The 18,841-nt window shown below is 62.2% G+C and carries 16 protein-coding genes; 7 read left to right on the top strand and 9 right to left on the bottom strand.

Annotated features, from left to right (window positions below):
• Positions 1–246: 246 nt before the first annotated feature.
• A complete protein-coding gene (locus HX873_RS21250; RefSeq protein ID WP_003212869.1) occupies positions 247–1,293 on the bottom strand; it encodes an ornithine cyclodeaminase in 1,047 nt (348 codons plus the stop codon).
• An 11-nt stretch (positions 1,294–1,304) separates the two neighbouring features.
• A complete protein-coding gene (ctlX, locus tag HX873_RS21245; protein WP_177123165.1) occupies positions 1,305–2,231 on the bottom strand; it encodes a citrulline utilization hydrolase CtlX in 927 nt (308 codons plus the stop codon).
• Positions 2,232–2,516: 285 nt separating this feature from the next.
• Between ctlX and HX873_RS21240 the strand changes: the two genes are divergently transcribed.
• Positions 2,517–3,413 (top strand): GNAT family acetyltransferase, encoded by an 897-nt coding sequence (locus tag HX873_RS21240; RefSeq protein WP_008434482.1) that lies wholly within the window; start codon positions 2,517–2,519, stop codon positions 3,411–3,413.
• A 139-nt stretch (positions 3,414–3,552) separates the two neighbouring features.
• On the opposite strand, the gene HX873_RS21235 is transcribed toward HX873_RS21240, so the two are convergent.
• The 5 genes from HX873_RS21235 to HX873_RS21215 all read right to left on the bottom strand — a co-directional run bounded on the left by HX873_RS21235 (position 3,553) and on the right by HX873_RS21215 (position 9,730).
• Positions 3,553–4,572 (bottom strand): branched-chain amino acid aminotransferase, encoded by a 1,020-nt coding sequence (locus HX873_RS21235; protein ID WP_003212864.1) that lies wholly within the window; start codon positions 4,570–4,572, stop codon positions 3,553–3,555.
• Between the two features lie 195 nt (positions 4,573–4,767).
• Entirely contained in the window at positions 4,768–6,147 is a 1,380-nt protein-coding gene (lpdA, locus tag HX873_RS21230; RefSeq protein WP_008434480.1) for a dihydrolipoyl dehydrogenase, read from the bottom strand.
• Positions 6,148–6,150: 3 nt separating this feature from the next.
• The gene (locus tag HX873_RS21225) at positions 6,151–7,434 is read right to left on the bottom strand and encodes a dihydrolipoamide acetyltransferase family protein (protein WP_102369558.1); all 1,284 of its coding nucleotides are present in this window, start codon (positions 7,432–7,434) and stop codon (positions 6,151–6,153) included.
• A complete protein-coding gene (locus HX873_RS21220; RefSeq protein WP_003212859.1) occupies positions 7,435–8,493 on the bottom strand; it encodes an alpha-ketoacid dehydrogenase subunit beta in 1,059 nt (352 codons plus the stop codon).
• A gap of 1 nt (position 8,494) precedes the next feature.
• A complete protein-coding gene (locus HX873_RS21215; RefSeq protein ID WP_003212857.1) occupies positions 8,495–9,730 on the bottom strand; it encodes a 3-methyl-2-oxobutanoate dehydrogenase (2-methylpropanoyl-transferring) subunit alpha in 1,236 nt (411 codons plus the stop codon).
• Positions 9,731–9,925: 195 nt separating this feature from the next.
• Between HX873_RS21215 and bkdR the strand changes: the two genes are divergently transcribed.
• Positions 9,926–10,411, top strand: a complete 486-nt coding sequence (gene bkdR, locus HX873_RS21210; RefSeq protein WP_003212855.1) for a Bkd operon transcriptional regulator BkdR — start codon at positions 9,926–9,928, stop codon at positions 10,409–10,411.
• 122 nt (positions 10,412–10,533) lie between these two features.
• Here bkdR and HX873_RS21205 read toward each other — a convergent pair whose 3' ends face one another.
• On the bottom strand, positions 10,534–11,397 hold the full coding sequence (locus HX873_RS21205) for an MBL fold metallo-hydrolase (RefSeq protein WP_003207791.1): 864 nt from the start codon (positions 11,395–11,397) through the stop codon (positions 10,534–10,536).
• Between the two features lie 179 nt (positions 11,398–11,576).
• Between HX873_RS21205 and HX873_RS21200 the strand changes: the two genes are divergently transcribed.
• Positions 11,577–12,821 carry an FAD/NAD(P)-binding oxidoreductase gene (locus tag HX873_RS21200; protein WP_087694487.1) on the top strand — a complete coding sequence of 415 codons (1,245 nt, stop codon included), beginning with the start codon at positions 11,577–11,579 and terminating at the stop codon, positions 12,819–12,821.
• Positions 12,822–12,830: 9 nt separating this feature from the next.
• On the top strand, positions 12,831–13,646 hold the full coding sequence (locus tag HX873_RS21195; protein WP_003207794.1) for a sulfite exporter TauE/SafE family protein: 816 nt from the start codon (positions 12,831–12,833) through the stop codon (positions 13,644–13,646).
• Positions 13,647–13,676: 30 nt separating this feature from the next.
• On the opposite strand, the gene HX873_RS21190 is transcribed toward HX873_RS21195, so the two are convergent.
• On the bottom strand, positions 13,677–14,342 hold the full coding sequence (locus HX873_RS21190) for a response regulator transcription factor (RefSeq protein WP_063028558.1): 666 nt from the start codon (positions 14,340–14,342) through the stop codon (positions 13,677–13,679).
• 237 nt (positions 14,343–14,579) lie between these two features.
• On the opposite strand from HX873_RS21190, the gene ercA reads away from it, so the two are divergent.
• From ercA to HX873_RS21175, 3 genes are all read left to right on the top strand, one after another.
• Entirely contained in the window at positions 14,580–15,743 is a 1,164-nt protein-coding gene (gene ercA / locus HX873_RS21185) for an alcohol dehydrogenase-like regulatory protein ErcA (protein WP_003207798.1), read from the top strand.
• Positions 15,727–17,097, top strand: coding sequence for a hybrid sensor histidine kinase/response regulator (locus tag HX873_RS21180; protein ID WP_177123164.1), 1,371 nt, complete (start codon positions 15,727–15,729; stop codon positions 17,095–17,097). Before ercA ends, HX873_RS21180 begins: the two co-directional genes overlap by 17 nt.
• Before the next feature lie 79 nt (positions 17,098–17,176).
• The gene (locus tag HX873_RS21175) at positions 17,177–18,655 is read left to right on the top strand and encodes a DASS family sodium-coupled anion symporter (protein ID WP_177123163.1); all 1,479 of its coding nucleotides are present in this window, start codon (positions 17,177–17,179) and stop codon (positions 18,653–18,655) included.
• Positions 18,656–18,841: the final 186 nt, after the last annotated feature.

The raw sequence follows: 18,841 nt of genomic DNA, 5'->3' as shown, positions 1-18,841 counted from the left end.
CCCAAAATCCCGGGAGCGCTACGCACTCCAGCGGGAGCAAGCTCCCTCGCCACATTGGGCTGTTTGTTGTCAGAGAGAATGCTTCAAGATGGTGCGTTTTTTGTGTCGTTTACCCCTGCCGCGGCGGGCGGAATGTGCTGTTAAAACGCGGGTCACAGCGGAAACGGCTGCGGCACCCGCTGAATCGGCTTGTTGACCGGGTTTTTCCGGCCTGCCTTTCACGCAAAGCGGCAGGCCAGAGCGGTCTCAGGCGCGCTTTTTCTGCTGTGCCACCGGTGCTTGGGCCAGGCGGGCAAACAGGTCCTTGGGGTCGGCAAGGTCCGGCACCAGTTCCAGTTCGCTGCCCACGTCCAGCGCCTTGGCCACGTCCAGTACGTAACGCAGGGCGGAGTAGTCTTCGATGGCAAAACCTACCGAGTCGAACAGGGTGACCTGGCGCGCGTTTTCGCGGCCTGGCGCCTGGCCGTTGATCACTTGCCACAGCTCGGTGACCGGCGAATCTTCCGGCATGTGCTGGATTTCGCCTTCGATGCGGCTTTGTGGCTCGTACTCGACAATCACGCGGGCCCGTTCGACGATTCGTCGGTCCAGTTCGGTCTTGCCGGGGCAGTCGCCACCGACGGCATTCAGGTGCATGCCCGGTTCGATCATCTCGTCCGTGAGGATGGTGGCGTAGGCCTTGTCGGCGGTGACGGTGGTGACGATGTCGGCGCCTTTCACGGCTTCGGCAACGCTGCCTGCCAGGATCACCTTGATCGCCGGGAAGGCTTTGAGGTTGGCGGCCAGTTTGGCGGTGGCCTTGGCGTCGATGTCGAACAGGCGGATTTCAGTGATGCCCAGCATCGCGTGGAAGGCCAGGGCCTGGAACTCGCTCTGGGAGCCGTTGCCGATCAGCGCCATGCTGCGGCTGTTGTCCCGGGCCAGGTAGCGCGCCACCAGGGCCGAGGTGGCGGCCGTGCGGATCGCAGTGGTCAGGGTCATTTCCGCCAGCAGCACCGGTTTGCCGGTGTCCACATCACCCAGGGCGCCGAAGGCCATGACGGTGAGCATGCCGCTCTGGGTGTTTTTCGGGTGGCCGTTCACGTATTTGAAGGCGTACAGCGACGCGTCGGACACCGGCATCAGCTCGATCACGCCCTCGGGGGAATGGTTGGCCAGGCGCGCGCATTTTTCAAAGTCCTGCCAGCGCAGGTAGTCGGCGCGGATGTACTCGGCCATCTCGGTGATGCAGGTTTGCAGGCCTTTTTGCGAAACCAGGTAGCTCAAGTCGTTGACGTCGATATAGCGGGTCATGGGAAGACTCCTTATTGAAATGAGGGGCGGGCGGGCAGATGTACTTCCGCCAACATGCAGCGGGCACTGCCGCCGCCGATGCGTTCGATGTTGTCGATGTTCACCACCACCGGCCGGGTGTGGCGCTCCACGTGCTGGCGCTGGGCGGGCTTGAGGGAGCCCCAGGCGCTGGCCGACATCACCAGCAGCGGCTGGCCGTCGCGGTCATGGACTTCGAGCATGTTGCCGGCGAAGGCTTCCAACTGGTCGAAGTCCAGGGCGACGATGTCTTTGCCGGTATCGCGCAGGGAGCGTTCAAGGGCCTGGCGCTCGTGGTCATCGGGCAGGGCTTGCAGGCACACCACGGAGAGGTCGCGGCCGACACTCATCATTACGTTGCTGTGGTAGATCGGCGCGTGGTGGCGGTCGACGGCGTGGAATACGCAGACCTGGTAGTCAAGGCGTTCGGCGAACTGGCGGAGGGCATCCTGATGGGTCCGCCCGGAATGGCAGGCGTAGCTGATGCGGTGCTGGCGGTCGAGGACCATGCTGCCGGTGCCTTCGAGGAACATGTTCTGTTGTTCGAGGTGGCTGAAGTCGATGGTGTTGTGGATCGCGAAGCGTTGCTCCAGCACTTGCAGCACGCCTTTGTCGCGTTCCAGTCGTCGGTTCTGGCCTTCCATCGGGTACAGCACCAGGCTGCCATCGGCGTGGCTGCTCCACCAGTTGTTGGGGAAGATCGAATCCGGGGTATGGGGAGCGGGGGTGTCTTGTACCACCAGCACTTCCACGCCGTGGTGGCGCAGGGTGTCGACGTAGCCGTCGAACTCTTCCAGCGCTTTCTGCTGTGCCGCCACCGGGTCGAGGGGCGCACGCTGGAAGCGGTTGTTGATCGCGGTGTCCGGGTTGAAGGCGAAGTGCGCCGGGCGGATCATCAGGACAGTGTTGGTGGTTTGCATGGGGGGCACGGGTCCATGGGTTGGGCAGTGAGGCTATTTTGTGCGGTGTGAAGGAAGAATCCCGGCTGAACTGAGGGGGTGGCTCAGCCGGGAAAGCTGAAAAGTGGGGTGGGGCAGCCGAATCGGCTGTGGAGGTGAGTGGAGATCAAAATGTGGGAGCGGGCTTGCTCGCGAAAGCGGTGGGTCAGTTAATAAATTCGGTGGCTGATACACCGCCTTCGCGAGCAAGCCCGCTCCCACATTGGTATTGTGTTGCCTGAGGTTTTTTGTCTGGATGGAGAAACCATGCCCACTGAAGTTCGTCTCGCCCAAACTACCGATGCCGAGGGCATCAGCCAGGTCATCCTGGCGGCCCTGCATGACAGCAACGCCCGGGATTATCCGGCGGATGTGATTGCGCGGGTGGCGAGCAACTTTACTCCCGAGGCTGTCGTGGCGTTGCTCGCGCGTCGAACGGTGCTGGTGGCTATTCAGGATGAGGTGATCGTTGCCACGGCGGCACTTGACGCCAATGTGGTGCGCTCGGTCTTCGTCAATCCGGCGCTGCAAGGGCAGGGCATCGGGCGCTTGCTGATGATTGAAATCGAGCTGCGCGCCCGGGAAGCCGGGGTGACCTTGTTGCATGTGCCGTCTTCGCTGACGGCCGAGCCGTTCTACACCAAGCTGGGTTTCCACACGGTGCGCGATGTCTACCATGGCAATGAACGCACGCTGGTGATGGAGAAGGCGTTGTCATCCCGCCATCCCATCGGCGTCTATCGCGATCGGGCCCATCGGGCGCAGGTGGTGGCGTTGTGGCAGGCGGCGTTTGGTTATGACGCGGCGCATAACCTGCCGAGCCTGGCGATCGACAAGAAGCTGGCGGTCAACGATGGGTTGTTCTTCGTGGCCACCGACAAGAAGGCGGTGATCGGTACCATCCTCGCCGGCTACGACGGGCATCGTGGCTGGTTGTATTCAGTGGCGGTGCACAACGACTATCGCCGCCAGGGCCTGGGCGCCTCGTTGGTGCGGCATGCGGAGCAGGCGTTGACGGCGCTGGGTTGCATGAAGATCAACCTGCAGATCACCAGTGGCAATGACGCGGTGATGGGGTTTTATGAGGCGCTGGGTTATGGCGCGGAGCCGCGGATCAGCATGGGCAAGAAGATCCTGGAAAACATCCCGATGGATAAAGCTTGAACGTCGGTTTTCCAAACGCTGAAATCAAATGTGGGAGCGGGCTTGCTCGCGAATGCGGTGGATCAGTCAATAAATCTGTCGACTGACACTCCGTATTCGCGAGCAAGCCCGCTCCCACAGTTTGGTTTTGCAGTGTTGCTTATACCTTGACGATCCAGCCCTCAGGCGCTTCGACGTCGCCGGACTGTACGCCAGTCAGCTCTTTGTAGAGCTTCTGGGTGACCGGGCCGACTTCTTTTTCGCTGTAGAACACGTGCAGCTTGTCTTTGTACTCGATGCCGCCGATCGGGGTGATCACGGCGGCGGTGCCGCAGGCGCCGGCTTCCTTGAAGTCCGACAGCTTGTCGATCAGCACGTCGCCTTCAACCACTTCCAGGCCCAGGCGCGATTTTGCCAGCTCGATCAGCGACAGGCGGGTGATGCCTGGCAACACCGACGGCGAGTTCGGGGTGACGAACTTGTTGTCGTGGGTGATCCCGAAGAAGTTGGCCGAGCCGACTTCTTCGATCTTCGAGTGGGTGGCCGGGTCGAGGTAGATGCAGTCGGCGAAGTTGGCTTTTTTCGCCAGGGAACCGGGCATCAGGCTGGCGGCGTAGTTGCCACCGACCTTGGCTGCGCCGGTGCCGTTGGGAGCCGCACGGTCGTAGCCGGAGATCAGGAAGTTGTGCGGGGTCAGGCCGCCCTTGAAGTAGGCGCCGACCGGGATGCAGAAGATCGAGAAGATGAATTCCGGCGCGGTGCGCACGCCGATGTTGTCACCGGTGCCGATCACGAACGGGCGCAGGTACAGCGCGCCGCCGGTGCCGTACGGCGGGATGAACCGCTCGTTGGCGCGGACCACTTCCTTGCAGGCTTCGATGAAGGCGTCGGTCGGCACTTGTGGCATCAGCAGGCGGCCACAGCTGCGCTGCATGCGCGCGGCATTCTGGTCGGGGCGGAACAGGTTGATCGAACCGTCCTTGCAGCGGTAGGCCTTGAGGCCTTCAAAGCATTGCTGGCCGTAGTGCAGGGCGGTGGAGCCCTCGCTGATGTGCAGCACGTTGTCGTCGGTCAGGGTGCCTTTTTGCCACTCGCCGTCTTTCCAGGTCTGGAGGAAACGCTTGTCGGTCTTGATGTAGTCAAAACCCAGCTTGTCCCAATTGATGCTTTCGTTACCCATGACACCCTCTATCTTTTGTCAACCGCCTGGTCGAAGGCAGGCTTATGGTTTATTTCTGGATGGGCGCAACAATACTTCATTCTTGGCTTGTGTGGGAGCGGGCTTGCTCGCGAATGCGGCGTGTCATTCGATGCATTCGGTGCTGATCCACCGCTTTCGCGAGCAAGCCCGCTCCCACATTTGAACTTCGCCATTTTATAGATGCAATGCATGCCCCAGGGCCCGCAGGGCTGCTTCCTGTACCGCTTCGCCGAGGGTCGGGTGGGCGTGGATGGTGCCCGCCACGTCTTCCAGGCGTGAACCCATTTCCAGGCTCAGGCCGAAGGCCGTGGACAGTTCCGAGACGCCAACGCCTACCGCCTGCCAGCCGACGATCAGGTGATTGTCGCGGCGCGCCACTACCCGCACGAAGCCGGTTTTCGACTCCAGGGTCATGGCCCGGCCATTGGCGGCGAACGGGAAGCTCGACACGATGCAGTCCAGCCCGGCCGCCCTGGCTTCGTCCGGGGTCTTGCCGACCACTACCAGTTCCGGGTCGGTGAAGCACACCGCCGGGATCGCGGCCGGGTTGAATTCGCGGGATTTACCGCTGATCAGTTCGGCGACCATTTCGCCCTGGGCCATGGCCCGGTGGGCGAGCATCGGTTCACCGCTGAGGTCGCCGATGGCCCACACATTGCGCATGCTGGTCTGGCAGCGGCTGTCGATCTTGATCGCCGAGCCGTTCATGTCCAGGTTCAAGGCTTCGAGGTTCCAGCCCTGGGTGTTGGGTTTGCGACCAACGGCAACCAGCACCTGGTCGGTTTCCAGCGACAGCGTCTCGCCGCTGGGGTCGCGCACTTGCAGGGTATTGTTCTCGAAACCGGTGACGCTGTGTTTGAGGAACACCTTCACCCCCAGTTGCTTCAGGGATTCGGCCACCGGTTGGGTCAGTTCGGCGTCGTAGGCCGGCAAAATCCGGTCCTGGGCCTCAACCACGCTGACCTCGGCACCGAGCTTGCGATAGGCAATCCCCAATTCCAGGCCAATGTAGCCGCCGCCCACCACGATCAAGCGTTTCGGGATGCGTTTCGGCGCCAGGGCTTCGGTGGAGGAGATGATCGGCCCGCCAATCGGCAGCATCGGCAGGTTGACACTTTTCGAGCCGGTGGCCAGCAACAGGTGTTCACACTGGATGCGCTGGTCGCCGACATCGACGGTCTTGCCGTCCACGACCTTGGCCCAGCCCTGGATGACCTGGACCTTGTGTTTTTTCAGCAGCGCGGCTACGCCGGTGGTCAGGCGGTCGACGATGCCGTCTTTCCATTCAACGCTTTTGCCGATGTCCAGGGTCGGCACATCGACTTCGATACCCAACGGCGAACCCTGGCTGTGGTGCACGGTTTGCTGGAACTGTTCGGCGACATGGATCAGCGCCTTGGACGGAATGCAGCCGATGTTCAGGCAGGTGCCGCCCAGCGATTGGCCTTCCACCAGGATGGTCGGGATGCCCAGCTGGCCGGCGCGAATCGCTGCCACGTAACCGCCAGGCCCGCCGCCGATGATCAGCAGCGTGGTGTGCAATGTTTGAGACATGGGTTACTCCAGGAACAGGCTGGCGGGTTGTTCGAGCAGGCCACGGATGGCCTGGATGAATTGCGCCGCGTCCATGCCATCGACCACCCGGTGATCGAAGGAGCTGGAGAGGTTCATCATCTTGCGGATCACGATCTGGCCCTTGATCACCATCGGCCGCTCGACAATGCGGTTGACCCCGACGATGGCCACTTCCGGCAGGTTCAGCACCGGGGTGCTGACAATCCCGCCCAACGCACCGAGGCTGGTCAGGGTGATGCTCGAGCCCGACAGCTCATCGCGACTGGCCTTGCCATTGCGCGCCGCATTCGCCAAGCGATTGATTTCTTGCGCCGTGCCCCACAGGTCGCGGGCTTCGGCGTGACGCACCACCGGCACCATCAGGCCGACATCGCTCTGGGTGGCGACACCCACATGCACCGCGCCGAGGCGGGTGATGACCTGGGCTTCGTCGTCATAACGCGCGTTGATCTGCGGATAGTCGCGCAATGCGACGACCATGGCCCGCACCAGGAACGGCAGCAGGGTCAGCTTGCCGCGGGTAGCGCCGTGTTTCTCGTTGAGGTGCACGCGCAACTCATCGAGGGCCGTGACGTCGATCTCTTCCACATAGCTGAAATGCGCGGCGCGCCGGGTGGCGTCCTGCATGCGCTGGGCGATCTTGCGGCGCATGCCGATCACCGGGATTTGCTGCTCGTCGTTGCGTTCGGCGTACGGGTTGGAGGCCCCGGAATTTTTCGCCGGACCCTGGAGCAAGTAAGCGTCCAGATCTTCATGCAGAATCCGGCCGGCCGGGCCGGAGCCCTGGACCAGTCGTAGCTGGATGCCAGCATCCAGCGCATGTTTGCGCACGGCCGGGGAGGCCAGCGGGCGGTCATCGGCCTCGCGGGCCACGGGCGCTTGCGCAGCCGCCACCGCAGGTTTGGCTGCCGGCTTGGGTTCAACCACCGGCGCGGCCCTGGCTTCGACTTTCGGTGCAGGAGCCGGTGCCGGCGCGACCTCTTCAACCACCGCCGACAACGCCGACTCCCTGGTATTGCCCGCGCCTTCCACTTCGATACTGATCAAAACACTGCCCACCGCCATGACTTCCCCCGGCTCGCCGCCGAGGGAAATCACCTTGCCGTGCACCGGCGACGGAATGTCCACCATGGCCTTGTCGGTCATCACGTCCGCCAGCACCTGGTCTTCTACCACCAGGTCGCCGACCTTGACGTGCCATACCGACAATTCAACTTCTGCGATGCCTTCGCCAATGTCCGGCATCTTGATAACGTGCGTGCCCATTCAGACCTCCATAACCCGATGCAAAGCCGCGCCCACTCGGGTCGGGCCAGGGAAATACGCCCACTCTTGCGCGTGGGGATACGGGGTATCCCAACCGGTGACGCGCTCGATCGGCGCTTCCAGATAGTGGAAGCAATGCTCCTGCACCAGCGCCACCAGCTCGGCGCCGAACCCGCAGGTACGGGTGGCTTCGTGAACGATCACGCAGCGACGGGTTTTCTTCACGGAATTGACGATGGTTTCCAGGTCCAGCGGCCACAGGCTGCGCAGGTCGATGACTTCGGCGTCGATGCCGGTTTCTTCGGCGGCGACTTGCGACACATACACCGTGGTGCCGTAGGTGAGGATCGTCACGTCCTTGCCCGGGCGGGCGATGGCGGCCACATCCAGCGGCACGGTGTAGTAACCGTCCGGCACCTGCGCTTGCGGGTGTTTCGACCACGGGGTTACCGGGCGGTCGTGGTGGCCGTCGAACGGGCCGTTATACAGGCGCTTGGGTTCGAGGAAGATCACCGGGTCATCGTTTTCGATGGAGGCGATCAGCAGGCCCTTGGCGTCGTACGGATTGGACGGCATCACCGTGCGCAGGCCGCAGACCTGGGTGAACACCGCTTCAATACTCTGGCTGTGGGTCTGGCCGCCGTAGATGCCGCCGCCGCAGGGCATGCGCATGGTCAGCGGTGCCGTGAACTGGCCGGCCGAGCGGTAACGCAGGCGGGCCGCTTCGGAAATGATCTGGTCGGTGGCAGGGTACACGTAGTCGGCGAACTGAATCTCGGCCACCGGCCGCAGGCCATAGGCGCCCATGCCGACCGCCACGCCGACGATCCCGCTTTCGGAGATCGGTGCGTCGAACACCCGCGAGGTGCCGTACTTGTTCTGCAAGCCTTCGGTGCAACGGAACACGCCGCCGAAGTAACCGACGTCCTGGCCGAACACCACCACATTGTCGTCTCGCTCAAGCATCACATCCATGGCCGAGCGCAAGGCCTGGATCATGGTCATGGTCGTGGTGGTCATGGCGGTTTCCAGCTCGATATTGTTGTTGTGATCGTTCATGTCAGATCCCCAACTCTTGACGCTGGCGCTTCAAGTGCTCCGGCATCTCTTTATAAACGTCTTCGAACATGGTCGCGGCGCTTGGAATCTGGCCGCCGGCCAGGGTGCCGTACTGTTCGGCTTCTTTCTGGGCCTTGAGCACTTCGGCTTCAAGTTCGGCACTGACCGCCGCGTGTTCCTCTTCGGACCACTGACCAATCTTGATCAGGTGCTGCTTGAGGCGGGCAATCGGGTCGCCCAGCGGGAAGTGGCTCCAGTCGTCGGCGGGACGGTATTTGGACGGGTCATCGGAGGTGGAGTGTGGGCCGGCGCGGTAGGTCACCCACTCGATCAGGGTCGGCCCCAGGTTACGGCGGGCACGTTCGGCGGCCCAGGCGGAGGCGGCGTACACCGCGACAAAGTCGTTGCCGTCCACCCGCAGGGAGGCGATGCCGCAACCCACGCCGCGTCCGGCAAAGGTCGTGGCTTCACCGCCGGCGATGGCCTGGAAGGTGGAGATCGCCCATTGGTTGTTCACTACGTTAAGGATGACCGGCGCCCGGTACACGTGGGCGAAGGTGAGGGCGGTGTGGAAGTCGGACTCAGCGGTGGCGCCGTCGCCGATCCAGGCCGAGGCAATCTTGGTATCGCCCTTGATGGCCGAGGCCATGCCCCAGCCCACGCCTTGTACGAATTGGGTGGCGAGGTTGCCGGAAATCGTGAAGAAACCGGCATCTTTTACCGAGTACATGATCGGCAACTGGCGGCCCTTGAGCGGGTCGCGCTCGTTGGACAGCAGTTGGCAGATCAGGTCTACCAGCGGCACTTCCCGGGCCATCAGGATGCTTTGCTGGCGGTAGGTGGGGAAGCACATGTCGTCGATGTTCAAGGCCAGGGCCTGGGCGCTGCCGATGGCTTCTTCGCCGAGGCTCTGCATGTAGAACGACATCTTCTTCTGACGCTGGGCGACCACCATGCGGTTGTCGAAGATCCGCGTCTTGAGCATGGCGCGCATGCCCTTGCGCAGAATCTCGACTGGCACGCCTTCAGCCCATGGGCCGAGGGCCTGGCCCTGATCGTCGAGCACGCGAATCAGGCCCTTGGCCAGGTCGGCGGTGTCGGCGGGTTCTACGTCGATTGGGGGTTTGCGCACCAGGCCAGCGTCAGTCAGGCGCAGGTAGGTAAAGTCGGTCTTGCAGCCTGGGCGGCCCGAGGGTTCGGGAACGTGCAGGCGCAGTGGTTCGTACTGCTGAGTCATGGCTTTCTACGCTCTATCTTGTGAATTTCTTGTAGTGGGCGCGGTAGCTGACAGTCCTTCTTCGGGTAGAAGAAATCTTGTCCTACAACAATCATAGGCTCGGCTCAGGAGAATATTTATCTCTGTTTCGTTGCGTTGGAGATCATTTGGGGATAAAAAAACTGCATAAACATAATAAACAGGTGGTTTTGTCTCATGCGCAAACTGGACCGTATCGATATCGGCATTCTGAACGCCCTTCAGGAGAACGCCCGCATCACCAACGCCGACCTGGCCCGCTCGGTCAACCTGTCGCCCACGCCGTGTTTCAACCGGGTCAAGGCCATGGAAGAACTGGGGCTGATTCGCGACCAGGTGACGCTGCTGGACGCCGACCTGCTGGGGCTGCACGTCAATGTGTTCATCCACGTCAGCCTGGAAAAGCAGAACGAATTGGCATTGCAGCAATTCGAAGGGGCGATTTCGGATCGCCCCGAAGTGATGGAGTGCTACCTGATGGCCGGCGACCCCGATTATCTGATTCGGGTGCTGGTGCCCACCATCCAGTCCCTGGAGCGTTTCATGATGGACTTCCTGACCAAAGTCCCGGGTGTCGCCAACATCCGCTCCAGCTTTGCCCTCAAGCAAGTGCGCTACAAAACCGCGCTGCCGCTACCGGCTAACGGCATCAACCTCGGCTAACGAACGACACAAAACAAATGTGGGAGCGGGCTTGCTCGCGAATGGGGAGTGTCAGTCACCGAAAATATAGACTGATACACCGCATTCGCGAGCAAGCCCGCTCCCACATTTTGTAGTGCATTTCAAAGCTGGTTGAGGGGAATCTTCAAATAAACCACCCCATTTCCTTCCGCCGGCGGCATCACCCCGGCCCGCACATTCACCTGAATCGCCGGCAACAACAGCGTCGGCATGCCCAACCCGGCATCCCGCGTGGTGCGCATCTCGACAAACGCCGCCTCATCCACCCCGTCATGCACATGAATATTCCCCGCCCGCTGTTCAGCCACCGTGGTCAGGCACTTGGCTGCGCGTCCTTCGGGCGGATAGTCATGGCACACATAAAGGCGGGTTTCAGGCGCGAAGGCCAACAACTTGCGCATCGACCCATACAGCTGGCGCGCATCCCCACCAGGGAAATCGCAGCGCGCCGTGCCCACGTCCGGCATGAACAGCGTGTCGCCCACCAGAATCAACTGGTCATCAATCAGGTAAGCCATATCCGCCGGCGTATGCCCCGGCACATGCAGCGCCTGGGCCTTCAGGTTGCCGATGTGAAACACCTCATCCGGCGCAAACAGATGGTCGAACTGCGACCCATCCACCCGAAACTCCGGCTCCAGGTTGAACAGGTTCTTGAACACTCCCTGCACCTTGCTGATGGACTGGCCAATCGCGATCTTGCCCCCCAGCTGGCGGCGCAAATAAGGCGCAGCCGACAGATGATCCGCATGGGCGTGGGTTTCCAGCAACCACTGCACCTGCAAGCCATGCTCGCGCACAAACGCGATCACCTTGTCCGCCTGGCCGGTGCCGGTGCGTCCGGAGGCCGGGTCGTAGTTGAGCACCGAATCAACGATGGCGCATGGGCCACCGTCCGTTTCATAGACGACGTAGGTGTAGGTCGACGACGCCTCGTCCAGAAAGGATTGAATCAACGCTGACATGACGGGTTTCCCAGATAGCTAATGGCGACTTACATTCAGTTAGGTTTCCACATAACCTTGTGAGCTTAAGTGAATTAAAGGACCCGAGGCAAAGGATGGCATCGTGGTGGCAAACAGCTAGGGCGTGGTGCCATACGGCAACGACCCTTGCGTGCATTAACTGAAAAAGGCCATAGACCATGAACGACCAACACTGGGGACCTACCATCAGTGGCGATATCGTTGTCATCGGTGGCGGCTCGGCAGGCATCGGCCTGCTGGCCAGCCTGCTCAAGCGCGACCCGCACCTGAACATCATCCTGATCGAGCCCAGCGACCACCACTACTACCAGCCGGCCTGGACCCTGGTGGGCGGCGGGGCTTATGACGTTACCAGGACCGTGCGCCCCATGGCCGACGTGCTGCCCAACGGCGTCACCTGGATCCAGGCCGCGGTCAGCGAATTACTGCCCGACGAGCAAACCCTGGTGCTCGACAGCGGCCAGCGCGTCAGTTGGAAGAACCTCATCGTGTGCCCGGGCCTGCGCCTAGCCTGGGAGAAGATCGAAGGCCTGCAAGAGACCCTCGGCCGGCATGGCGTAACGTCCAACTACAGCTATGAGCACGCCGCCTACACCTGGCAACTGGTGCAGCAACTCAAAAATGGCAAGGCGATCTTTACCCAACCGGCCATGCCGATCAAATGTGCCGGCGCTCCGCAAAAAGCCATGTACCTGTCGTGCGATCACTGGCTTCGCCAGGGTGACCTGAAAAACATCAAGGTCGAATTCAACCTGGCTGGTGCCGCCTTGTTCGGCGTGCCGACCTTCGTGCCGCCGCTGATGAAGTACGTTGAAAAGTACTCGGCGCAACTGGCATTCAACTCCAACCTGGTCAAGGTCGACGGCCCCGCGCGCAAGGCCTGGTTCGAAATCAAGGACGCCGAAGGCAATGTGCGCGTCGAAGAGAAAACCTTCGACCTGCTGCACGTCGTCCCGCCACAGGTCTCGCCGGACTTCATTCGCCACAGCCCCCTGGCCGATGCCGCCGGCTGGTGCGAAGTGAATCCCCAGAGCCTGCAACACCTGCGCTACCCGCACATCTTCGGCCTGGGCGATGTGTGTTCCACCACCAACGCCAAGACCGCCGCGGCGGTGCGCAAGCAAATCGTGGTGGTGGCGGAAAACCTGCTGGCCCTGCGCAGACAGGCACCGTTGCCCCTCAAGTACGACGGCTACGGTTCCTGCCCGCTGACGGTGGAGAAGGGCAAGGTGGTACTGGCCGAGTTCGGCTATGGCGGCAAGTTGCTGCCGACCTTTCCCCTCGACCCGACTGTGGCGCGGCGTTCGGCGTGGTTCCTCAAGGCGAGTTTCCTGCCGTGGTTCTACTGGAACGGCATGCTCAAGGGCCGCGAGTGGCTGACCCGTCTGGCCAAGGTGGATTGAGGCAACCCTATGCTGCTGGCAAGTTTTCTGGGCGTGTTGATGGGGTTGGTCATGGGCTTGACCGGCGCCGGAGGCGGCATTCTTGGTGTCCCGGCCCTGGTATTGGGGCTGGGGTTGACCATGACCCAGGCCGCGCCCGTGTCGTTGTTCGCGGTGGGCGCGGCCGCTGCCGTGGGGGCTGTCGACGGTTTGCGCCATGGCCTGGTGCGTTACCGCGCGGCGCTGCTGATTGCGCTGCTTGGCGCGCTATTTTCGCCGCTGGGGGTTTTCTTCGCCCACCAGATGTCGGAGAAAGTCCTGATGGGCCTGTTCAGTGCGCTGATGGTGCTGGTGGCCTGGCGCATGCTGCAACGGGAGAAGCTTGAGGCCGGGCCGAGCGACCACGGCACCGCGTCCTGGGGCCAGAAGAACTGCATGCTCGACCAACAGACCGGGCGCTTTTCCTGGACCGCCAAATGCACCGCCACCCTGGCCGCCCTCGGCGCAGTGACCGGTGCGGTATCGGGCCTGCTCGGCGTGGGCGGCGGCTTCTTGATCGTACCGGCGTTCAAGCAACTGACCGATGTGCAGATGCGCGGCATCGTCGCCACCTCGCTGATGGTGATCAGCCTGATCTCGTTGATCGGCGTGATCGGTGCGTTTCATGCCGGGGTCAGTATCGAGCCGATGGGCTGGGTGTTTATCGGGTCGAGCATTGTCGGCATGTTGGCGGGGCGGCGCCTGTGCTCGGTGATCAAGGCGCGCACCTTGCAGGTGGGTTTTGCCACCCTGTGTGTGCTGGTGGCGGCGGGCATGCTGTTTCGGGCCCTCATTCAGGTGCCTTGAAATGCGGTCAGCATCCCGCCCCTACGGGTATCAGCGCCGCAGGTAGGCACCAAAGTCGATGTCCCCGGCGCTGAGAATCGCCTGCACCCGATTGTGCACGTTCAACTTGCGCAGGATTGCCGAGACATGGGCCTTCACCGTGGTCTCGGCAATCTCCAGGCTATAGGCGATCTGCTTGTTCGAGTCACCCTTGGTCATCCGCTCCAGCACCAGCAATTGCTTGCGGGTCAGGGCCTGCAGCAGCTCCGGCGCAAGCCCCAGGCAATCATTCATGCGCCGTTGCCCGCCGATTTTCTGGCTGCGAATAATCTCCGGCGGCAAATACACATTGCCGTTGAGAATCTGTTGGATTGCCTCGGTCATCTGCAGCCTGGGCGAGGACTTGGTGATAAACCCCACCGCGCCATAGGTGATGGCTTGCAGCACGACCTGCTTGTCCTGCTCGGCGGACACGATCACCACCGGAATCGTCGGCGACTCGTTGCGCAGGTTGATCAGGCCATTGAGGCCGTGCATGCCCGGCATGTTCAGGTCCAGCAGGATCAGATCCAGGTCGTCGTGCTCCTGGCTCAGGGCCAGGGCGCTGTCCAGGTCGCCGGTTTCCATCACTTCGCTGCCCGGGAACCCGTCGCTGATGACGTTGTGGATCGCCTCGCGAAACAGTGGGTGATCGTCGGCTATCAGAATTTTGTACATGGACGTTCGCCTTATTATTTTTGCTTATTCAAGCAGGTCCGATCCATAGGGTCATGCGCCCATTACATGCCAGTCTCGATGCCTTGGGAATGCGACGATAGAGAGGGGAATCAGTACCAAAGTAGTAGATCGTGCCGTACGTCGCGGTTTCAGCGCCACCCATTGGTCTGATTGCATTCAGTGTCGGATGGGTTAGTGTGGAGCGCATCTTCCAGAATAATAAAAACAGGCTTACCAATGAGCCCGAACCTGAGTCTCCTGCGTAAATTCGTTTCCCCTGAAATCATCTTTGGCGCCGGCTGCCGGCACAACGTAGGCAACTACGCCAAGACCTTTGGCGCGCGCAAGGTGTTGGTGGTGAGTGATCCCGGCGTGGTTGCTGTCGGCTGGGTGGCCGATGTCGAGGCCAGCCTGCAAGCCATCGGCATCGACTACTGCCTGTACACCGCCGTTTCGCCCAATCCCCGGGTTGAAGAGGTGATGCTCGGCGCCGAGGTCTACCGTGAAAACCATTGCGACGTGATCGTCGCCGTCGGTGGCGGCAGCCCGATGGACTGCGGCAAGGCCATCGGCATCGTGGTCGCCCATGGCTGCAGCATCCTCGACTTCGAAGGCGTCGACACCATCCGCGTGCCGAGCCCGCCGCTGATCCTGATCCCGACTACCGCGGGCTCCTCGGCGGATGTCTCGCAGTTCGTGATCATTTCCAACCAGCAGGAGCGCATGAAGTTCTCCATCGTCAGCAAGGCGGTGGTGCCCGATGTTTCACTGATCGACCCGGAAACCACGGCGAGCATGGACCCGTTTCTCTCGGCCTGTACCGGCATCGATGCGCTGGTGCATGCCATCGAGGCCTTCGTGTCCACCGGCCACGGCCCGCTGACCGATCCCCACGCGCTGGAAGCCATGCGCCTGATCAATGGCAACCTGGTGCAGATGATCGCCAACCCCGGCGACATCGCCCTGCGGGAGAAAATCATGCTGGGCAGCATGCAGGCCGGGCTGGCGTTTTCCAACGCGATCCTCGGCGCGGTGCATGCCATGTCCCACAGCCTTGGCGGCTTTCTCGACCTGCCCCATGGCCTGTGCAACGCGGTGCTGGTGGAACATGTGGTGGCGTTCAACTACAGCGCGGCACCGGAGCGTTTCAAGGTGATTGCCGAGACCTTCGGCATTGATTGCCGGGGCCTCAACCACCGGCAAATCTGCGGCCGGCTGGTGGACCATTTGATCGCGTTGAAGCATGCGATCGGCTTCCATGAAACCCTCGGCCTGCATGGGATTCGAGTGGCGGACATTCCCTTTCTGTCGCAGCACGCCATGCACGACCCGTGCATCCTTACCAACCCGCGTGAGTCCAGCCAGCGTGACGTCGAGGTCGTCTATGGCGAAGCTCTCTGACGATCAGCAACGGGCACTCGCGGGGCTCCTGGGGCTGGGCAACCACTCGGCGCGCAAGAGTCATTACCCCGAACTGACCGCGCGCCTCGACGAGCTGGAAGCCGAGCGCAATCGCTACATCCGCCTCAACGACGAATTGGAACAGCGGGTCGCGGCGCGTACCGACGAGTTGCTGGAAGCCAACCGCAACCTGCAACAGCAAATCGCCCAGCGCGAGAAGATCGAGCAGGACCTGCGCGATGCCCGGGATGCCGCCCAGGCCGCCAACCGCAGCAAGGACAAATACCTTGCCGCCGCCAGTCATGACCTGCTGCAACCCCTCAACGCCGCACGCTTGCTGATTTCCACCCTGCGCGAGCGCAACTTGCCCAGCGTCGAACACGTGTTGGTGGAGCGCACCCATCAGGCCCTGGAAGGCGCCGAGGATTTGCTCACCGACTTGCTGGACATTTCCCGACTCGATCAAGCGGCGGTCAAGCCGGACATCGCCCTGTACCGTCTCGACGAACTGTTCGCACCGCTGGTCTCGGAATTCCAGTCGGTGGCCGCGGCGTCCGGGCTGAACCTGCGGGCGCGTACAGGCCATTACGCAATCAACACCGACCTGCGGCTGGTGACGCGGATCCTGCGCAATTTCCTCAGCAACGCCTGCCGCTACACGAGCGCGGGCTCCATCCTGCTGGGCGCCCGCCACCGGGGTGAGCGGTTGCGCCTGGAGGTGTGGGACACCGGGCGCGGAATTGCGGCGGACCGCCTGGACGCCATCTTCCTGGAGTTCAATCAACTGGATGTGGGCCGCGCCGCCGACCGCAAGGGGGTGGGACTGGGGTTGGCGATTGTCGAGCGTATCGCCGAGGTCCTCGGTTATCCGGTGGCGGTGCGTTCGTGGCCGGGGCGCGGTTCGATGTTCAGCATCGAAGTCCCCATCAGCGAGGACATGCCGCTGCCCATCAGTGTGGTGGCCGCGCAACCGAGCACCGGCAACCCGTTGCCGGGGAGGCGGCTGCTGGTGCTGGACAACGAAGTCGGCATCCTCGACAGCATGAGCGCGCTGCTTGGGCAGTGGGGCTGCGAAGTGGTCACTGCGACCGATCAGGCCGGCGCACTGGTTGCGTTGCAGGGCCGGGCACCGGAGCTGATTCTCGCGGACTATCACCTGGACCATGGCGTGGTGGGCTGTGAGGTCGTGCACCAGTTGCGCGAGCATTTTGGCTGCAGGATTCCGGCAGTGATTATCACCGCCGACCGCACCGACCAATGCCGCCGTGCATTGCAGCGCCTGGACGTGCCATTGCTGAACAAGCCGGTCAAGCCCGGCAAGTTGCGAGCGGTGTTGACCCAGTTATTGGCCTAGCCACTTGATACCCGTCAACACCGGGCGTGACGCTTTGCCTCATGCTGTGGGCCAGATTTCACGGCCGACGGAGAACCCCATGAGTGCCCCCGCAACAACAGCTGCTTCATTCAAGTTGCCCCTGGGCCTGGTGGTCGGCGTACTGGTGATGGTCGGCGTGCTGCTGTTGCCGCTGCCGGCCGACTTGCCGGTGGCCGGGCACCGGATGCTGGCGATCCTCGCGTTTGCGGTGGTGGTATGGATCACCGAAGCGGTCTCCTACGAGGCCAGCGCGATCATGATCACCTCGTTGATGGCGTTTTTGCTCGGCACTGCGCCGTCGCTGCAAGACCCGACGCACCTGATCGGTTCCAGCCCGGCCATCAGCATGGCGTTGACGGGGTTTTCCAACCCGGCGCTGGCGCTGGTGGCCGGCGCGCTGTTTATCGCCGCAGCCATGACCCATACCGGGCTGGACCGGCGCATCGCGTTGGTCACCCTGACCCGCGTGGGTACCAGCACCCGGGGCATTCTCGTCGGAGCAGTTGCCGTGACCATCCTCTTGAGCCTGGTGGTGCCCAGCGCCACGGCCCGCAGTGCGTGTGTGGTGCCGATCATGATGGGGGTGATTGCCGCGTTTGGCGTGGACAAGCGTTCGAATATTGCGGCCGGGATCATGATCGTCGTGGCCCAGGGTACGAGCATCTGGAACGTCGGTATCCAGACGGCGGCGGCGCAGAACCTGCTGACGGTTGGCTTTATGGACAAGATGCTGGGGCAGCGGGTGTCGTGGATCGACTGGTTGATCGCTGGGGCGCCGTGGGCGCTGATCATGTCGGCGGTGTTGTTGTTTTTGGTGTTGAAGCTGCTGCCGCCGGAGAGTGACAGCATTCCCGGAGGCAAGGAGGCGGTGGCGCAATCGCTGGTGGACATCGGGCCGATGACGGGGCCGCAGAAGCGCTTGCTGACGGTGTCGGTGTTGCTGTTGCTGGCGTGGGCGACTGAGGGGCGGTTGCACAGCTTTGATACGACCTCAACGACGTATGCCGGGCTGGTGTTCTTGCTGATGCCGGGGATCGGGGTGATGACCTGGAAGGATGTGCAGTCGCGGATTCCGTGGGGCACGGTGATTGTGTTTGGGGTTGGCATCAGCCTGGGTACGGCGTTGCTGACCACCCAGGCGGGGCAGTGGCTGGGATCGCAGGTGGTGGCGCATACCGGGTTGGACCAGGTGGGGACGCTGGGGGTGTTTGCGATTCTGGGGGCGTTTTTGATCGTGATTCATTTGGGGTTTGCCAGTGCCACGGCGTTGACCTCGGCGTTGTTGCCGATTTTGATTGCGGTGTTGCAGACGTTGCCCGGGGAGTTCAGTCGGCTGGGGATGACGATGCTCCTGGGGTTTGTAATGAGCTACGGGTTTATCCTGCCCATCAATGCGCCGCAGAATATGGTGTGTTTGGGGACCGGCACGTTTACCGCGCGGCAGTTTGCCAAGGTCGGGATTTTGGTGACGTTGATTGGGTATGGGTTGATGTTGGTGTTTGCGGCTACGTATTGGAGTTGGTTGGGGTGGATTTGAGGTGGGGGGCATATCCGTTATTTCGGTAACGGCCGCTTATGGTTCCGCTCTTACAGCGGCCCGCTTCGCACTGCCTGCGTTCGGCCTCGGGCTCATTGGGGCAGTCAGATCAAGGTCAAAAGCAAAAGCACAGCGGCCTACCGGCCGGCTTGAGTGTTAAAAACAGAGGCAAGATCCAGGGCGAAA

The sequence above is a fragment of the Pseudomonas sp. P7758 genome (assembly GCF_013386485.1).
GTDB lineage: Bacteria > Pseudomonadota > Gammaproteobacteria > Pseudomonadales > Pseudomonadaceae > Aquipseudomonas.
The sequence above is the reverse complement of the archived record's forward strand: the minus strand, read 5'-3'. Positions and strand labels throughout refer to the sequence as shown.